The sequence below is a fragment of the Herpetosiphonaceae bacterium genome, assembly GCA_036374795.1.
Classification (GTDB): domain Bacteria; phylum Chloroflexota; class Chloroflexia; order Chloroflexales; family Kallotenuaceae; genus LB3-1.
The window spans coordinates 72,844-92,092 of record DASUTC010000090.1; the positions used below are offsets into that span (position 1 = coordinate 72,844).

Here is a 19,249-nt window from a genome sequence, read left to right on the forward strand (position 1 = left end):
GGAGAGCAAGCGTGAGCGCTGACGCGACGATCGCCAGGGCCGCCCGGATCGATCGGGCGCAGGTGCCGCTGCTTCCCCGGTCGTGTCCGCGCTCATCAAGGCGTCGGAGGGTTCGTCGTGCGCGCTGGCGCTGCTGGCTCATGCCATATCGACCGCGACGATCCGCAGCTCGCAGGTGTAGCGCCGACCCTCGTGATCCGCCAACCAGGTCTGGCTCGGATCGGGCAGCATCTCCGTGACTTTGATACATGCTTCCGCCGGATGCGCTTCCGCCGCGCGGCGCACCGCCTTGGCAAAGAGATCGATCGAGGCGGGACTCTCGAAGTCGACATAAAATGGTTTTTTCTCGGTCGGCGTCGTGATGAACACAAACCGGGGCAGGTCAAACGCGCGGACCCAGCGGCGCACCGCGAGCAGGCGCTCGGTTTCGTCGAGGCCAAACAGCAGATCTTCGGGCCGAAAGCGCCAGGACTCCCGACAAATGACCAGCGAGTCGAAGCTGATGCGCGGCGTGTACGTGGCGCGGCGAATCATCGAGAAATGGTGCAGCAGCCGGATCATCAGCAGCTCGCCGAGCAGCTCGATGATCTCGAAGCACAGGCGTCCGTCGCGGGTCCGAACCATCAACGTCTGGTCGACCGCTTCGATCACCAGCGCGCTGATCGGCAGCGCGTGCTCCGGATCGAGGCCGCACGAGTCATGGGCAAAGACCAGCCGGAGATCGTGGGGCGACATCAACGCGCCGCTGAGCCTGAGGGTCGGCCCGCCGGACTCGCGCGATGCGACCAGCACAACGTTCGGATCGGGAAAATCGGCGGCGACCGCCTGAAACAGCTCCTCCGGCGCGGGGTGCTGGCCGACAAACAGCGCCGTTTTGAGGGTATTGGCAGCGGGATGCAACTCGCCAAGGACGGCCTGATACTGTCCGCTCCTGATCGCCTCGATGCTCGGCGCGGCGATCATCACATCCGGGCTATGGTAGCGCGCCGCTGCCCAGCCGCGACTCGGCGCCTCGAACGCTGCGGCAGCGTTGCGCTGAATCTCCCGACTTGCGTACACGACATGGCGCTGGCCCTCAGGGATCGCCAGAATATCCGCCCAGCGGCTCTGAAATTCGCGCTCAAGCGCTTCGATCGGCTGTGTCACCTCGCCGAAGATCACCGGATGCGCCCAGAGCCAGAAGCTTGCAAAGTCGACGGTTTGCGAGCCGACTTTCTGTGTCAGATCCCAGTACAGCGCGGTGAACGCCTGGCGATACAGGCTGGCTGCCCGATAGGTGAACCAGCGCGCGCTGGTGAAGATCGGCGCCAGCGCCTCTCCGAGCGAGGCGATCAAGGCCGGGCCGAACGTGACCTCAATATCGCGGCGACAGTCTTCATAGACCAGCGTGCGGCCCGCGTAGGTTGTTCCGGCGCGACGGGTGGCTGGAACGCCGGTCAGCCGGGTGAAGGTCGACTCCAGGCGCTCCATCGCCTGCTCCAGCCGCGCAACATCACCGCGCGCATCGGCAACGGCGGTCCGGGCCGTCTCAAGCTCGGCGAGCGCCTGGAGCGATCGCAGCCGAAGCTGATCGTCCTCGATCCGCTGAAGCTGCTGGCGTAGGCTCTGCTCAGGGTATAAGCCTTCGGCGGGAACTTCAAGCGTCCAGACAATCCGGTTCAGCGCGCATAGCTTCTTCAAGATCTTATAAACATCGGCGCTATTCGTCACGCCGGTCGTCGGGTCATTGACCAGATCCGTCGCCAGCTCTTTGGCGGTGCGCACGCCATCACACGCCGCCAGAACCGCCGCCTGGAGCGCCGGAATACGCGCGGGCGGCACCAGCGGCAAATGCAGGGTGGTGCCGTCAACAAAGACATGCGGCAGACGCCGGGGCGCGAGCCAGGGATGCAGCGACTCATCGTTGGCGAGGATCTCGGCCAGCGCGTCGATGCCCCAGCCGTCGAAGTAGACCGTTCTGGCAGCCAGGAGCTGCGCGCCGGGCCGCATGGTGGCCGCCGGTCCCTCGTCCCGCGCATACGCCCATCCGACCGGCCCGAAAAATCCGATGGTGTCGTTTTTGGCGCAGTAGCGCTGGATGTAGCTGACGACCAGCGCCTCGTGCTGCCGATATTTCGACGATCGCACGGGCGTGTCTGGCGATTGTCGCAGGAGCGCATCAACGCCCGTTTGTAGGGCATGACGGTTTTGCCAGATCAGCGCCTCGCGGAAGGCGGGGTCGTGGGCGATCGATCGGATCGCACGCGCGGCGTGCGCCGTTGCCAGCCGCACGGCGCGCTCGACCTCAGCCAGCGCGGCCTGGGCCTCGGCCTGAAGCTCACAGAAGGCTGCGACCGCAGACGCGGCGGCGGGCGGCACGGCCAGCTTTGGGGGCTGGCCCTTCTTCAGCGATTGGATGGCGCGCACGACCGGATCGCGCTGCTCCGGCGGCGGAGCATCCAGAATCTCGCGCAGCGCCTCCAGCGCGCGCTCCTGCGCCTGCTGCGCGGCAGCTTCCAGCTCAAGATAGCGATCAACCGCTGCGGCCCACTGCGGCGCTCCCAGCGCCAGCAGATGATCGATGGGAAAGCCCGCGCTTCTTAATCCCACCCAGCGCCAGATCGCCCACTGCGGATCGGGCAGCCGCGCCAGATGGTCCGGCAACCTGGGTTCTTCGTCCGCGATCATGGCAGATGTCGTCGCGTGGATGGCTGCGTGCGCGGTGGAGCGCTGAAGGGTGTGATCCATAGTGTGACGATCCTTGGTGAGGCAGGTAGGCAGACGCGGGAGGAGCCTCTGTGGGAGGCTCCTTCCCGATCCTCGATCGTTCTCGTCGCAGACAACGCTTAGCCCGCGCTGGCCGCTGGCTCGCCTGCGGGTACGTCCGGCTCGCGCTCCGGCTTGGACGGCTCCGCAGGAGCCGGGGCGGCTGCCGCTGGCTTATCGGTGATCGCGTCCGGTAGCTGGGCTTCTACCGTCCGCAGCGGTCGGTAGAGATAGCCGCCGACCGCCGTAGCCATCACGGTCAGACCGATCAGGACAAAGAGCAGGCCAACGCCACGGCCCGGCCCGGTTCCGATCAGCGCCCCGACCGATCCCGCGAGCGCGCCGCCGTCAGCGAGGAGCGGCTCGAACGCGCCGTCCGAGAGCGGACCCGCGAGCGCATAGGCCAGGGGAGCGGTCGACCAGGCGATCATCAGGCGGGTGGCAAAGACACGGCCTTGAATCTCAGGCGGAACCTTGACCTGCCAGATCGTCTGGGTACAGCCGTTGATGAACGGCACGCAGAACATACACACAAACGACGCCACGCCGATCAGCCAGGTCGAGGCCTGGACACCGGCCAGGAAGAAGCTGAAGCCAAAGAGCACGCCGAAGCCGAGCACGCCGTGAATGCGCGGCTTGGGACCGCCCCAGGTGCTCAGCAGGAGCGTGCCCGCAAGCAATCCCACGCCGCCAGCCGAGGCGATCGTGCCAAGCGCCGCGACGGTCGAAAACTTCAGCACCAGCGGCGTGAACAGCACTTGCGCCAGGCCGTACGCGAAGTTCACCAGCGCGAAGAAGATCAGCATGCCAAGCAGGCCCGCCCGCTGGGTAATATACTGCCAGCCATCGCTGGCCTCACGCAGCACCGAGCGCTTCTGGCCTCCTTTCGAGGCCGGCTGGGGAATGCTGACCACGAGCAGCGTGACGACCGCCACCACGAAGGTCACAACATCGATCAGGATAATGCCTTGCAGGAAAATGATCTCCATCAGCACGCCTGCCAGCAGCGGCGCGACGATCTGGGCGGCGGCGGTGCCAAACTGCATCATGCCGTTGGCCCGCGTGAGCTGCGCTTTGGGGATCAGCATTGTTACCGAGGCGGTATAGGCCGGGAGCTGGAAGGCCCTGATCACCGAGCGGATGGCGACAATGCCCCAGATATGCCAGATCGCGAGCGTATCGCTCCACAGCAGGAGCGCGACGAGCAGCGTGAGGATCGCCGAGCCGAAATCGCTGGCGATCAGCACCCTGCGCCGGTTCCAGCGATCGACATACACGCCCGCGAAGGGCGAGACGAGAATGCTGGGCAGCGTGCCTGCCAGGGTGATCATCGCAAACAGCGTGACGGAGCCGGTGCGCTGATAGGCCCACACGCCGAGGGCAAAGGTGGTCAGGCCCGATCCAATCAATGAGACAAGTTGGCCGAACCAGACGATGAAAAAGGCGCGCATGCCTTCGGGAGCAGCGCTCGGCTGCGGAGCAGCGCTTTGGGTCATGGGGTTTCCTCCTCATGATACAGCCAGCATGCGCGCGCATGCTGGAAAGAGCTGGTCGTCGGGTGGAGCGGTGCTCGCTCGCGACGACCAGTGCGGTGTGGCTCAACTGCCTCCGACGCGGCGGCGGATGGGCGGGCGCTCGCGTGCAGCGCACGCATCGGCACGTCCTCGACCTGCGGCAGTTGAGCGGTCCAGGCATCGTCGTACACCATATCAAGGTAGCGCTCGCCCCGGTCGGGCAAGATCGTCAGGACGCGGTACGACTTCGGAAAGGATGGGCGCAGCTTGGTCAGGGCGGCGATCACCGAGCCCGACGAGCCGCCCGCGAAAATCCCTTCGTGCGTGACCAGCGCGCGGCAGCCCGTGACGGCCTCGCGGTCGCTGATATACACGACGTCGTCAATCTCTTCAAGGCTCAGCAATTCCGGCAGGCGGCTCGCTCCGATGCCTGGGATCTTGCGCGGTCCCGCAGGCCCGCCGAAGATCACCGAGCCGGTGGCGTCCACGGCGATCACATGCAGCCTGGGAAACGCCTGTCGCAGCCGACGGGCAAGGCCGAGCAGCGTGCCCGTGGTGCTGACGGCTGTCACCAGACAGTCGATCGGCCCGTCGAGATCGCTCAGGATCTCGTCGCCGGTTCCGTAGTAGTGCGCCTGCCAGTTGAGCTGGTTGGCATACTGGTTGATCCAGATGCTCTCCGGCAGGACCCGGAGCAGCTCCTGAACGCGCTGAATGCGCGTCTTGAGGTAGCCGCCCTGGTCGTCGGGCTGTTCGACCATCTCGATCTGCGCGCCCAACAGTTGCAAAATCCGCAGATTGGTCGGTGATATTGCCGGATCGACGACACAGGTGAACGCCAGCCGATACCGCTGCGCCACCATCGCCAGCGCGATCCCCAGATTGCCTGAAGAGCTCTCGATCAGATGCGTCTCGGCGTGAATCGTTCCACAGCGCAGACCCTCCTCGACGATAAACCGCGCGGGCCGGTCTTTGACGCTGCCGCCGGGATTCAAGAACTCCAGCTTGGCAATCACGTCGGGGCCGGGCTGCGGAAACAGCCGACGGAGGTACACGAGTGGCGTTCTTCCAATGCACGCGACCACCGATTCATGGACCATATCAACACCTCATTGTGGGCTCGCCGGAGCGCGTCCTGCGCGGGCCGTTACGCGAGCGTGGCTAGCTCCTCGTTGAGCTTGCTCAGACAATTCCCAAGCTGCTCGGCAAGCACGCGGGCATGCTCCTGATCCTCGATGATGCTGAGATGATCGCCCGGCACCATGATCAGCTCGACACCACCCGCAGCTAGAACGCCCCAGTCCAGATCGAGCGTTTCTTCTTCGGGATGGTCTTCGGCGCGCAGCAGCACGATCCGCCCGCCGTAGGGCTGCGCGATAAAGCTGCGATCCGCGATGATGTTGGCACGCGTGACCTTCAGCAGCGCGCGGATCTGGTCCATGCCGATCTTCGAGCCCTGCTGCTGCGCCTCTTCGATCAGGCGGTTGAGCTTTTCTTCCGGTCCCATGTTCGTCAGCGTGGCCGCGCGCGCTTGCAGCGACCGCGACATCGTCATCAGCAGATCGAAATCCTGCTCCTGCTCCAGGCCCTCCGGCGCGATGTCGAGCGGCCCCGAGTCTAAGAGTGCCAGCAGCGCGATCTGCTGTCCCTGCGCCTCAAGCTGACGTGCCATCTCGTAGGCGATGCGCCCGCCGGTACACCAGCCGCCCAGCAGATACGGCCCCTCCGGCTGGAACTCCCGAATCGCCGCGATGTAGCGCGTCGCCATCTCCTCGATCGTCGTGAGCGGCTCCTGATCGCCGTCGATCCCGACCGATTGCAGGCCGTAGAACGGCTGGTCTTCGCCTAAAAACTTCGCGAGCTTGTAGTAGGCCAGCACGCTGCCGCCGCCCGCGTGGACACAGTAGAACGGTCGGCGGGTCCCCCTGGTCTGAATGCCGACCAGCGGCGTCCACGGCGCGGGCGTGGCGGCCTCGCGCAGCACCTGGGCAAGATGCTCGATCGTCGCGCCCTGGAACAGCGTCGTGAGCGGGAGGCTCTGACCGAACTGCTGCTGGATCTGGGCAACCAGCCGCACCGCTAAGATCGAGTGGCCGCCGATGTCGAAGAAGTTATCGTGGACGCCGATCGGCCTGACGTCGAGGATGCTCTCCCAGATCCTCACCAGTTGCTCTTCCAGCGTGTCGCGCGGCGGCACAAACGTGCCCTCGATCTCATCGCGGCGCTGATGAGGCGCTGGCAGCGCCCGGCGGTCGAGCTTGCCGTTTCGCGTGAGCGGCAGGCGCTCCAGCGGCACGAACGCGCTCGGCACCATGTACTCCGGCAGCCGCTCCTTAAGCAGGCTGCGGAGATGCGGCACGACATCCTGCATGAACAGCGCCTGCATGGGATTATTGGCATAGCTCCGCCAGGGCTTGACCGGCACGGTCTGATCCGGCAGGATCGGCGTGACCCAGGCGGCCTCGGCGTGGCCCGTGGCCTGCCGCCGGAAGACCACATCGTAGGTGCCGTCCGCGCCGCCCCAGGTGATCGCAGCCGTGTACGGCAGCTCGTCGCACAGCGACCACAGATCTTCGGGATCGACGCCCTGCGGAGCGGCCAATGTGTCGCGCAGCTCGCCGATCGTTTCGGGGCCGTCATCGCTGTTGAGCCACGACCGAGCCGTGAGATCGCGCGCGATCCGGCTATTCGGGACGTTGCGAATCGCCAGCGTCTCCGGCGTGGTCGCGACCAGCCGCTCGCGGATGCTCTGCATCGTCAGGCCGGGCATGCTCCAGTCCAGCCAGATGTAGTCTGCGGGCGGCTGCTCAACCGCGCCGACATACAGCATCACATCGTAGCGATAGCGTGTAAACTCGTTGTGGAAGCGACCGCGCTTGAGCTGGATCTGCACCGCGCCGATCTGCGGCAGGCGCTGCTTGAGCGCCAGGAAAAAGGCCGGCTCGATCACCATGTCTTTATCGCGGGATAGGCCGCGCTGCACAAGCTGGCGCAGATCGGCCTTTGTCAGCGCCGCGTCTGCCCGATCGACCTGAACCGAGGTGTGGAACGCTTCCAGCAGCGGCAAGCTCCGCACATCGCCGATGAAGATCGCGCCGCCGGGCGCGACCGCCCTGGCGGCTCCTTCGATCACCCGCACCAGATAGTCCATATTCGGGAAGAGCTGCACGATCGAGTTGAGGACGACCATATCGAACTGGCCGTCTTCGATGCCGCTGAAATCGGCGGCCTCCTGCTGGCGCAGTTCAAGCGGCGGGAACGCAGCGGCGCGCGCGGCCACCTGCTGCTCGATATAGCACAGCGCGACCGTTGAGATGTCGGTGCCCCAGTACGCGCGGCAGTGGGGAGCCAGGCGGAACAGGAGCAGGCCCATGCCGCAGCCGATCTCCAGCACGCGCTGCGGCTGTCGCGCCAGGATATGCCCGACCGTGTGCTGGACATACTCGCGCATCTCGGCTTCGGGAACCGGCTGGCCTGTGTAGCTGCTGTTCCAGCTACTAGTGTTAAAGGTCGGGTCGGCGTAGGGCGCGTCCTGGCTGTACGCATCGTCGTAGATCGTCTGCCAGCTCGATACCTGCTGCGCCTGCCGCTCGCTGGCGACGCTGGCGCTGCCGTCGCCCTCGCTCTGGTAGTCGGGATCGGGGACGATATACGCGACCAGCGCCGTGTCGCCTGGCCGATCCTCGCGATCGACAACGACGACCTCCTGCACCGCCGGATGCTGCCCCAGCACCGTCTCGATCTCACCAAGCTCGATGCGGTAGCCCCGGATCTTGACCTGCTGATCGAGACGACCCAGAAAGACGATGTTGCCGTCCGGCAGATAGCGGGCCAGATCGCCCGTGCGATACAGCGTGCTGCCCGGCTCGCGCGAGAACCGATCGGGGATGAACGACTCGCTGGTTCGGCGCTCATCGTTGAGATAGCCCCGCCCCACGCCCACGCCGCCGACGTACAGCTCGCCGGGCACGCCCACCGGCGCTGGCTGCATGCGGGCATCCAGCACATAGAGCCGCATGTTCGCGATCGGACGCCCGATCGGCACGTGCAGCGTGTCGGCAGGCAGCGGTCGGTCGATGCGGTAGTGCGTCACGTCGTCGGAGCACTCCGTGGGACCGTAGGCGTTCAGCAGCGGAATCGTCGGATACAGGTTCAGCCAGGTTGCGCACAGCTCCGGCGGGAGCGCCTCGCCAGTCGGGATCAGCCAGCGCAGCGCAGAGAGAGCCGGTCGATCGGTCGCCTGCGCGATCCCTTCGAGCATGATCCGCATCAGCGACGGCACCGTCTCCAAAATCGTCACGCGATCCTGGGTCACGCGCTCAAGCAGCCGCCGGGGATCGAAGGCGACCTCATCGGGGAAGATCCGCACCTGGCCGCCGACCAGCAGCGCCGCCAGGAATTGCCACACCGAGATGTCGAAGCACTGCGATGCGGTTTGCGCCACACAGTCGGCAGGCGTTAGCTGGAGCGTCGCGACCTTGGCGTGCAGATGATTGAGCATCCCGCGCTGCTCGATCATCGCCCCTTTGGGCGTGCCGGTCGAGCCGGAGGTGAAGATTACGTACGCGAGGTGGCGCGGCTGCGACCGGGCCGCGAGGTTGATCTCGTCGGCCTCCTGCGCCAGGAGTTGCTCGATCTCAGCGACGGCTGGCGCGTAGCCGTGCGCGCCGCTCAGGGCAGCGGCAAGCTCCGCGCGATGCGCCGCCGCGACCAGCACCAGCGGGCTGCGGCTCTGCGCCATGATCTGGACGTGACGCTGGACTGGATGGTGCGGATCGAGCGGCAGATACGCACCGCCCGCCTTGAACACCGCCAGGATCATCGTCAGCAGATCGACGCCGCGCTCGCCAAGCAGCCCGACCACCACATCCGGCCCGACACCGCGATCGACCAGCAGGCGCGCGACACGATTGGCCCGCTGATTCAACTGCCGGTAGGTGAGCTGCTGGCGCTCGTCGACGACGGCAGGCGCGTCGGGCGTGCGCTCGACCTGCGCCTCAAACAGCTCATGGAAGCAGCGGTCCAGCGGATGGGCGACCTCGGTCTGGTTCCACGCGGCGAGCTGCTGGCGCTCGTCCGGCGTCAGCAGCGGTAGATCGAGAATCCGCTGATCGGGATTGCGAACGATGCCCTCGACCAGGATGCGGAAATGCTCGGCCATGCGCGCGATCGTCGACGCCTCGAACAGATCGGTGTTGTAGGCGATCGATGCGTTCAATCCGTCGCGGCCCTCGGACATCCACAGGCTCAGGTCGAAGTGCGACCAGGGCGTTTCAACGCCGAGCGGACGAACGCTCAGGCCCGGCAGCTCAAGCGGCGTCATGGGCGCGTTCTGGAACACAAACAGCACTTGAAAGAGCGGTGTGCGCGTCAGGTCGCGCTCAAGGTTCAGCTCATCGACCAGCATCTCGAACGGAAGATCCTGGTGGGCGTAGGCGTCCAGCGCCGTGGCGCGCACCTGGCGCAGCAGCTCGCGGAAGGTCGGGTTGCCTTCCAGCCTGGTACGCAGCGCCAGCGTGTTCAGGAAGTAGCCAATCAGCCCTTCGATCTCGGCGCGGTTGCGGTTGGCGATCGGCAGCCCGACGACAATATCGTCCTGCCGGGTGTAGCGGGAGAGCAGGATGTTGAAGGCCGCCAGCAGCGTCATGAACAGCGTCGCGCCTTCGCGCTGGCTCAGCTCGGCGATCTCGCCGCTGAGCGCCTTGCCGAACACCACGGCCTGGCGCGCGCCCTGAAGCGACTGTACCTCCGGTCGCGGGTGATCGAGGGGCAGGTCCAGCATCGGCGGAGCATCCGCAAGCTGCTGCTTCCAGTAGGCAAGCTGCTGATCGAGCACCTCGCCCTGCAACCATTGGCGCTGCCAGGCAGCAAAGTCGGCGTACTGGATTGGCAGCGGGGTGCCCACCGGGCCCAGCGGCGGCTGGTCGTCGACCAGGGCCGTGTAGAATGTCGCCATCTCGCGCAAGAAGACGCCCATCGACCACAGATCCGAGACGATATGATGCATCGTCAGCAGCATCCCATGCTCGGCAGCATCCAGCCGAAACAGGTTAGCGCGGATCAGCGGGCCGTCTGCCAGGTCGAACGGCTCCTGTGTCAGCTCAAGCACCAGCCGCTTGACCTCGGCCTCGCGCTCGTCCGGGGGCAGGTGCCGCAGATCGGTGCAGGGCAGGTCCAGCTTGAGCGACGGCACGATCACCTGGATCGGCTGTCCATCGATCGTCGGAAAGGTGGTGCGCAGCGCGGCGTGGCGCTGCACGATTTGATTCAGGCTGCGCTCCAGCACGGACGTGTTGAGCTGGCCGACGAGCCGAAACGAGGCATAGATCGTGTAGGCGCTCGTTCCAGGCTCAAGCTGGTCAAGAAACCAGAGGCGCTGCTGACCATAGGACAGCGGAAACGAGCCGAATTCGACGCCCTTTGCCTCAAGCGCCCGTACCAGCAGCGCCCGCTTTTGGGGCGACAGGGCAGCCAACCGCTTCGATAGATTCTCCATCTGGGATGCCTCCGTATATAGTTCGACGCTCAGCTACAGCCCCGGCTGCCCAAGAAGATCCAGCGCTTCGTCGTCGGAAAGGTCTTCGATCTCGGCCAACAGGTCCTCCAGGCTTTTCTCGGCTATGGGGATCGGTTGAATGTGCTCGTCGGGAGCGGCGAGCGGTGCAGTTTCCGCCTGATCGATCAGGCAGGCCAGATGCGCGATTGTCGGCTCTTCAAACAGCGTGCGCAGTGCAATATCGACATGATAGGTTTCGCGCACAAACGACGTGACCTGGGTGGCGCTGAGGGAGTGCCCGCCCAGCAAGAAGAAGTTATCATAGACGCCGATCTGCTCGACGCGCAGAATGCGGCTCCAGGCATCGGCCAGCGCGCGCTCGACCGGCGTGCGGGGCGCGACATGCGGCTGATCAAGCTCGTCCCGCGTGTGCTCCGGCACCGGCAGGGCCTTGCGGTCGACTTTGCCGTTAGCCGTCACCGGCAGGCTGTCCAGCACGACAAACGCCGAGGGCATCATGTACTCCGGCAGACGCTCGTGGACGAAGCTGCGCAGCGCTCGCGGATCGAGCGCCGCGCGTCGATCGTCCGGCTGCTCCGCTGCCTGCGGCAGATCCAGGTCCAGCGGCGAGCCGCAGACCATCCAGGGCGGCTCGTGGCTCGTCGATGGCGGCTCGTCCGCCAGCACATACGCCACAAGCCGCTTCGCCCAGGGAGCGCCAGCGGCCTGATCGTCGTGCGCGACCACGATCGCCTCGCGGACGGCGGGATGCTCGCGCAGCACCGTTTCGATCTCGCCCAGTTCGATCCGAAAGCCGCGAATCTTGACCTGCTGGTCGATGCGGCCCAGGAACTCGATCGTGCCGTCGGCCCAGAAGCGCGCCTGATCGCCCGTGCGGTAGAGCCGACCGCCCGGCGTGGCGCTCCACGGGTCGGGGATGAACTTGGTGGCGGTGAGGATCGGCTCGTTGGCATAGCCCAGCGCCAGGCACTCGCCGCCGATGTGCAGCTCGCCGGGAATCCCGATTGGACAGGGATTGAGATGGCGGTCAAGAATATAGTAGCGGGCATTTTGAATCGGCCTGCCGTAGGGAATACTGAGCCACTGGCGCTCGACCACGCCGATCGGGTAGTAGTTCGACCACACCGTCGCCTCGGTCGCGCCGCCCAGGCTGATCACGGTGGCACCGACAAACGTGGCGCGGACCAGATCCGGCAGCGATACCGGAATCCAGTCGCCGCTGAGAAACACCAGCCGCAGGTGATGCTCGTCCGGCGCGATCGGCGTCCTGGGAAACAAGGGCGTGAGCTGCTGAAGCGCGGCGGGAGCCGAGTCCCAGAAGGTGATCGGCTCGGCGCAGAGAATCTGCACCAGCCGATCGGGATCGCGCAGCTCTTGATCGGAGGCGATGCGGATCGAGCCACCTGCGGCGAGCAGCCCAAACACATCGTACACCGAAAGATCGAAGCAGACCGAGGTGATAAAGAGCACCCGATCCGTGGGAGCGATCGTGAAGGTGCGGTTGACCCACTCGATCAGGTTGATCACCGGCTGGTGGCGGACCATCACGCCTTTTGGCGTGCCCGTGGAGCCGGACGTGAAGATCATATAGGCCAGGTCGTCGGCGCTCACCGCTGCCGCCGGGTTGTCGGCCGGGCGGTCGCGCAGATCCGCCCGCGACCAGACGCGGACGGTCGTGGCCGCGTCGAGCGGCGGTCGCTCGGTCGTGTCGAGCAGCACGACATGCTCAAGCGCGGGCAGCCCGGTACCCTCCGGGTGCAGCATCGCCGCGACGGTGGGCACGTAGGCCGACTGAGACAGGATACAGCGCACGCCGAGCGTCGAGAGAATCCATTGGACGCGCGCTCTGGGAAACGAAACCTCAAGCGGCACATAGGCTGCGCCCGCTTTGAGCACGCCCAGGAGCGCCGGAATCATCTCCAGCGAGCGCTCCATCACGATCGCGACCAGCGCGCCCCGGCCAGCGCCAAGCGCGATCAACTGGTGGGCGATTTGATTCGCCTGCCGATTCAGCTCGTGGTAGCTGAGCTGCGTGTCGCCAAAGATCGCCGCCGGAGCGTCGGGCTGGCGCAGCACCTGCCGCTCGAACAGGTGATGGATACAGCATTCCTGCTCGTACGCCCGCTGCGTATCGTTCCACACGGCGAGCATCCGGTGCCGCTCGTCGTCAGTCAGCAGCGGCGTTTGGCACAGGCGCAGATCGGGATCAGCCGCGACCGCCATGAGGATCGTCTCAAGCTGCTGCAACATCCTGGCGATCGTCGCGGCGTCAAACAGATCCGTGTTGTACTCCATCATCGCGGACAGCCGATCGCCGTTGTCCCACAAATGCAGCAGCAGATCCAGCCGCGAGGTGCCGCTGTCCACCTCAAGGGTGCTGGCATGGAGTCCGGTAAACGCCAGCGTGCCCACGGGAGCGTGCTGAAGCCCGAACATTACCTGGTAGATCGGGTTGTGGCTCATATTGCGCGGCGGCTGAAGCGCATCGACCAACATCTCGAAGGGCAGATCTTGATGCGCGTGCGCGCCCACAACCGTCTCACGTACCAGCCGCAGCAGCTCGCGAAACGAGGGATTGCCCGGCATATCGACGCTCAGCACCAGCGTGTTGACCAGGCTGCCGACCAGATACTCGATCTCGGCATGGTGGCGATGCGCGACCGGCGTGCCAACCAGCAGCCGCTCCTGGCCTGAGGAGCGATGCAGCAGGATCAAAAATCCGGCCAGCCCGGTCATAAACAGCGTCACGCCCTCCTGCTGGCTCAGCGCCTTGAGCGCGGGGCCGAGCGCTGCGGGAAAGATGATGCGCTGCTTCGCGCCGCGAAAGCTCTGCACCGGCGGGCGTGGCCGGTCGGTGGGAAGCTGTAAGACCGGCAGCTCTCCGGCCAGACGTGCTTTCCAGTAGGCAAGCTGCTGATCCAGCACGTCGCCCTGCAACCAGTCGCGCTGCCACTCGGCAAAGTCGGTGTAGGCGATCGGGATCTGCGGCAGATGCGGCACAGCGCCCGTCGTCGCGGCGTTATACAGGGCCGCCAGATCGCGGTAAAAGATCGCGTGGGAGCCGTCGAACACCATATGATGGGTCGTCAGCAGCAGTACATGATCGTCGGCGGCCAGACGGATCAGGCTGGCGCGCAGCGGCAGGTCGCGGGCAACATCAAACGGTTGTCGCAGCGCTTCGATCGCCAGTCGTTGCGCCTCGGCGATGCGCTCCTCGCCCGCCAGGTGCTGCACGTCGATGATCGGCAGCGTTTGCCGCGCCGCTGGCAAGACGATTTGCCGCAGCTCGCCGTCAATCACATCAAACGTCGTGCGCAGCGCCGCGTGCCGCTCGATCACGGCAGTGAGCGCCTGTTCGAGCGCCGTCAGGTCGAGCCGACCGGTGAGCCGCAGATGGAGCGGCACGTTATAGGCCGTATTTCCCGGCTCAAGCTGGTCGAGAAACCAAAACCGCTGCTGCGCGAACGACACCCGTGCCGGACCGGCATCCGCGCGCCGTGGAATGGTCGGGACGGACGCGCTCGGCATGCCGCCGCGCTTCCACTGCTCCAGCAGCGCCCGCCGCTCCGGCGAAAGCTGCGATCGTCGAATTGCGTGTTGGTCGGAGTTCGCCACCGGGCACCTCATACACTGGGATACGCAGCAGGCGTGACCGCCGCCGCCATCAACTGCTGCACTTCGTCGTCGGAAAGAGCCGCCAGTGCTTCCAGCAGCCGATCCTCGATGATATAGGCCATCTCTGCGATCGTCGGCGCTTCAAACACGCTGCTCAGATGAAGCTCGACGTGAAACGCGCTCTGAATCCGGGCGATGAGCTGGGTCGCGAGCAAGGAATGTCCGCCCAGCGCAAAGAAGTTATCGTGGATGCCGATCGGACTCCGCCGCAGGACTCCAGACCAGATCTCGGCGAGCAGCTCCTCGTCGGGCGTGGTGGGCGCGACGTAGGCGCGGGTCTGGCCCAGCACCGGCGTCGTATCGGCGGCGAGCGCCCGCCGGTCGAGCTTGCCGTTGGGCGTGCGCGGCAGCGTCGGCAGCGCAACAAACGCGGCGGGGATCATATACGCCGGGAGCGTCTGCTGCACGAACGATCGCAGCTCGTCGTCGGCGATGGCCTGCGCGCTGGCCGCGACCACATAGGCGACCAGCCGCTGCTCGCCGGACTCGTCGCCGCGCACGATCACGGCTGCCTCACGAATCGCCGGATGCGCGCACAGCGCATGCTCAATCTCGCCCAGCTCGATCCGAAAGCCGCGCAGCTTCACCTGCTGGTCGAGCCGGCCCTGAAACTCGATCGTGCCGTCGCCGCGATAGCGCACCAGATCGCCCGTGCGGTACAGCCGCCCGCCGTGGACGCCACTGAACGGATCGGGCACGAAGCGCTCGGCGGTCAGCGCCGGACGGCCATAGTAGCCACGCGCCACGCCATCGCCGCCGATATGCAGCTCGCCCCACACGCCAGTCGGCACCGGCTGCCCAGATCGATCGAGGATGTAGAGCTGCGTGTTCGCGATCGGCTGGCCCAGCGCGACCGGTCGCTCGCCAGGCTCGATCTGCCCGGCGGTGGACCATATCGTCGTCTCGGTGGGGCCGTACATATTCCAGAGCGCGGCGACTCGATCGGCGAGCAGATTCGCCAGATCGCGCGGCAATGCCTCGCCGCCGCAGAGCGCCTTCAGCGATCGGTTGCCGGTCCAGCCCGACTCCAGCAGCAGCCGCCACGTGACCGGCGTCGCCTGCATCACCGGAGCCGGGAAGCGCGACAGGGCCGCAGCAAGCTGAGCGCCGTCGGCGGCGGCCTCGCGGCTGAGCAGCATCAGCGAGCCACCGGCGATCAGCGGCAGGTACAGCTCCAATCCGGCGATGTCGAAGCCGACCGTCGTGACGGCGATCAGGGTGTTCGTCTCGCAGAAGCCGGGCTGCTCACGCATGGCGCACAACAGGTTGGTCAATGCCTGATGCGCGATCATCACGCCCTTGGGCTGTCCGGTCGAGCCTGAGGTGTAGATTACATACGCCAGATCGGCGGGCACGACCGCCGAGCGCGGCGGGGCATCCGGCTGCCGCTCGATCGCTGTCCAGTCGGCGTCGAGGCAGACGCTCGGCGCGACCGGCGACAGCGCGGCGACATGGCGCTGCTTCGTGAGGACCGCTGCCACGCCCGCATCGCTGAGCATGTACGCGAGCCGCTCCTGGGGATACATCGGATCGAGGGGCACGTACGCGCCGCCCGCCTTGAGCACCGCCAGCAGCGCGACGAGCAGATCGGGCGAGCGATCGAGACACACGCCGACCAGCAGCGGGTCGTGGAACCGTCGGCTGACGCCCAGCGCGTGCAGGTGATGGGCCAGTTGATTCGCGCGCCGGTTGAGCTGCGCGTAGGTCAGCCGGGTATCGCCGTCGATCACCGCGACCGCATCGGGCGTGCGCGCGGCCTGCGCCTCGATGAGCTGATGCACGCAGCGATCCTGCGGATACGCACGTCGGGTCGCGTTGCGCGCCACGAGGATCTGCTGGCGCTCGGCGGCGCTGAGCAGCGGCAGATCCGCAAGCCGCGCGTCGGGATTCGCCACAATTCCGGCCAGCATCGTTTCAAAGTGGGCGGCCATGCGGGCGATCGTCGCGCCGTCGAACAGGCTCAGATTGTAGCCGAAGCGGCACTGCGCGTCCGAAATGTCAACGGTCAGGTCGAACTGCGTTGTGGATCGCTCGATCCGCGCCAGACTCACCGCCAGATCCGCGCCATCCTTGGTCGGCGGCGGCACGTTCTGAAGGCTGAATAGCACCTGGAACAGCGGCGTGTGGCTCATGTTCCGATCCGGCTGGACGGCCTCGACGACCTTTTCAAAGGGCGTGTCCATGTGCGCGAAGGTGCTCAGCGCCGTCTCGCGGACGCGGCCCAGCAGCTCGCGGAAGGTGGGATTGCCCGCCAGATCGGTGCGCAGCACCAGCGTGTTGACGAAACAGCCGATCACGCCCTCGGTTTCAATCCAGTTGCGGTTGGCGACGGGCGTGCCGACCAGGATGTCGTGCTGGCCCGTATAGCGATACAGCACGGTTGCGAACGCTGCCAGCAGGGTCATGTACATGGTGGTGCCCTGCTGCTGGCTCAGCGCGGCGAGGCCATCCATCAACGGCTGGGGAAGTTGCAGATAGTGCCATGCCGCCTCATAGGTTTGAACCGCCGGACGTGGCCGATCGGTGGGCAACTCCAGCATGGTCGGCGCTCCGGCGAGCTGCTCCTTCCAGTAGCTAAGCTGCTGTTCCAGGTAGCTGCCCTGGAGTCGCTGGCGCTGCCAGGCCGCGAAGTCGGCGTACTGGATCGGCAGTTCCGCCAGGGGCGCGTCGCTCCGGCTGACACAGGCGCGGTACAGATCCAGCAGATCGCTGATATACACCCGCAGCGACCAGCCATCGCCGATGATATGGTGCATCACCAGCAGCAGCCGGTGCTCCCGCTCCGCGAAGCGAAAGAGCGTCAGCCGCAGCAGCGGGCCGCGCGCCAGCTCGAATGGACGATCGACCTCGGCGGCGACGAGCCGCGTCAGGGCGTCGGGCTGCTCGGCGGCAGGCAGCGCGCTGAGGTCGATCACCGGCACCGCGATCTGCTGCGTCGGCGCGATGACCTGGACGGGCAGGCCATCGACCGTGGGAAAAGCTGCGCGCAGCGTCTCGTGGCGCTGCATCAGCAGATGAACGCTCTGCTGCAAGGCCGCGCTATCGAGCTGACCCGCCAGACGCAGCATCAGCGGCAGGTTATAGGCTGTGGCGCCGGGCGCGAGCTGGTCCAGAAACCACAGGCGCTCTTGCGCAAACGAGAGCGGCGGCGGCTCGTCCGGCGGGCGTCGTGGAATCGTGGTCGTGGGCAGCGCCCCGTGCCGACGGGTCCATTGTTCGAGCAACGCCTGCTTGGCCGATGATAGCTTTGCGCGTTGTTGGGCAAGGTGATCTCGATCGATCATGGTACAACTCCGGAGATCGTAGCGCTCTTCACCGTCAGGCGGAAGGGCTGAGGCTCGGAATCTGGTCGTCAGGGATGGCGGTCAGCTTCTCGATCAACAGCGACTCGATCGCCGCTGCAAGCTCGGCGACGGTCGCGTAGTCGAAGATATGACGGAGTGGGACCTCAACCGGAAAGGTTTCGCGGAGCCGGGCAACCAGCAGGCTCGCCACGAGCGAGTTGCCGCCGAGCTCGAAGAAATGATCGTTGCTGCCCACCTGCTCGATGCCGATCAGGTCCTGCCAGATCGCGGCGATGTGCTGCTCAAGCGGATTGCTCGGCGCGATGTAGGGCCGTAGCCGCTGCGGGCGTGGATGCGCCGTCATGGCGGCAGCCGCCTCGGTAGGTGCCGATCGAGGCTGGATCATTTCGGCCTGCTGCCGGGCCGCCCCGCCGATCCAGCAGGTTTCACGCTCGAAGGGATACGTCGGCAGCGGGACGCGCCGCCGCGACTGGTGGGCGTACAGGCCCGCGCCGTCGACCGCTGCGCCCGCCAGCCAGAGCTGGCCCAGCGCGGCCAGCAGCACCGGCAGATCCGCCTGCCGGTCGTCGGGATGGCGCATGGCTGCGACCACAAGCTGCTGTCCGTGCGGATCGACCTGCTTGCGGACCAGGCTACTCAGCGTGACGCCCGGCCCGACCTCGACAAAGATCAGCGCAGGCTCTCGCGCCAGCGTAGCGATGCCGTCGGCGAAGCGCACGGGCTTGCGTAGCTGGTCGGCCCAGTAGCGCGGGCTGGTCGCCTCCGCCGCCGTGATCCAGGTGCCGGTCGCGCTTGAGATATAGGGGATCGTCGGCGGCTTGAGGTCTACCGTGCGGACGATGGCGGCGAAATCGTCAAGGATCGGCTCCATGACCGCCGAGTGAAACGCATGCGAGGTGTGCAGGAGTCGGCTCTTAACGCCCTGGCCGCTGAGCTGCGCCTGGAGCGCGGTGATCGCCGCGTGGGTGCCCGACACGACACACTGCGTCGGGCTATTCACACCAGCGATCTCCAGGCCCGGCCCAAGCAGCGGCGCGAGCGCGCGCTCGGCAAGCGGCACGCTGAGCATCGCGCCTGCGGGCAACGCCTGCATCAGCCGCCCGCGTGCCGCCACGAGCATCAGCGCGTCCTCAAGCGAAAGCACGCCCGCCAGACAGGCCGCGACATACTCGCCGACGCTGTGCCCGATCATCGCCTGTGGCTGGACGCCCCACTCCTGCCAGAGCCGCGCCAGCGCATACTCGACCGCAAAGAGCGCGGGCTGCGCGAGCGCCGTCTGCTGAAGCTGCTGCGCCGCCGTCTCTGGCTGCGTCGCCGCAGGATACACCACGCTGCGCAGGTCTTGGGTCGGCGCTCCTTGCAGGTGTGGCCGCAGCAGATCGCAGCAGCGATCGAACGCTCTGCGGAACGTTGGCTCATGGCGGTACAGTTCAGCGCCCATGTTGACATATTGCGCGCCCTGCCCAGGAAACATCCAGGCTATGGGACGGTCG

The 19,249-nt window shown here is 66.2% G+C and carries 7 protein-coding genes; all 7 read right to left on the reverse strand.

The window, feature by feature from the left end:
- Positions 1–138: 138 nt before the first annotated feature.
- Positions 139–2,727: a lantibiotic dehydratase gene (locus VFZ66_06455; protein HEX6288813.1), complete on the reverse strand. Its 2,589-nt coding sequence runs from the start codon at positions 2,725–2,727 to the stop codon at positions 139–141.
- Between the two features lie 98 nt (positions 2,728–2,825).
- Positions 2,826–4,241, reverse strand: a complete 1,416-nt coding sequence (locus VFZ66_06460; protein ID HEX6288814.1) for an MFS transporter — start codon at positions 4,239–4,241, stop codon at positions 2,826–2,828.
- Positions 4,238–5,359, reverse strand: a complete 1,122-nt coding sequence (sbnA, locus tag VFZ66_06465) for a 2,3-diaminopropionate biosynthesis protein SbnA (GenBank protein ID HEX6288815.1) — start codon at positions 5,357–5,359, stop codon at positions 4,238–4,240. Before sbnA ends, VFZ66_06460 begins: the two co-directional genes overlap by 4 nt.
- 47 nt (positions 5,360–5,406) lie before the next feature.
- Complete coding sequence (locus tag VFZ66_06470) at positions 5,407–10,755, reverse strand: amino acid adenylation domain-containing protein (GenBank protein ID HEX6288816.1); 5,349 nt, start codon at positions 10,753–10,755, stop codon at positions 5,407–5,409.
- A 33-nt stretch (positions 10,756–10,788) separates the two neighbouring features.
- Positions 10,789–14,391 carry an amino acid adenylation domain-containing protein gene (locus VFZ66_06475; protein HEX6288817.1) on the reverse strand — a complete coding sequence of 1,201 codons (3,603 nt, stop codon included), beginning with the start codon at positions 14,389–14,391 and terminating at the stop codon, positions 10,789–10,791.
- Positions 14,392–14,399: 8 nt separating this feature from the next.
- Positions 14,400–17,735 carry an amino acid adenylation domain-containing protein gene (locus VFZ66_06480; protein ID HEX6288818.1) on the reverse strand — a complete coding sequence of 1,112 codons (3,336 nt, stop codon included), beginning with the start codon at positions 17,733–17,735 and terminating at the stop codon, positions 14,400–14,402.
- A gap of 34 nt (positions 17,736–17,769) precedes the next feature.
- The coding region (locus tag VFZ66_06485; protein ID HEX6288819.1) for an acyltransferase domain-containing protein at positions 17,770–19,249 on the reverse strand (1,480 nt) is incomplete at its 5' end.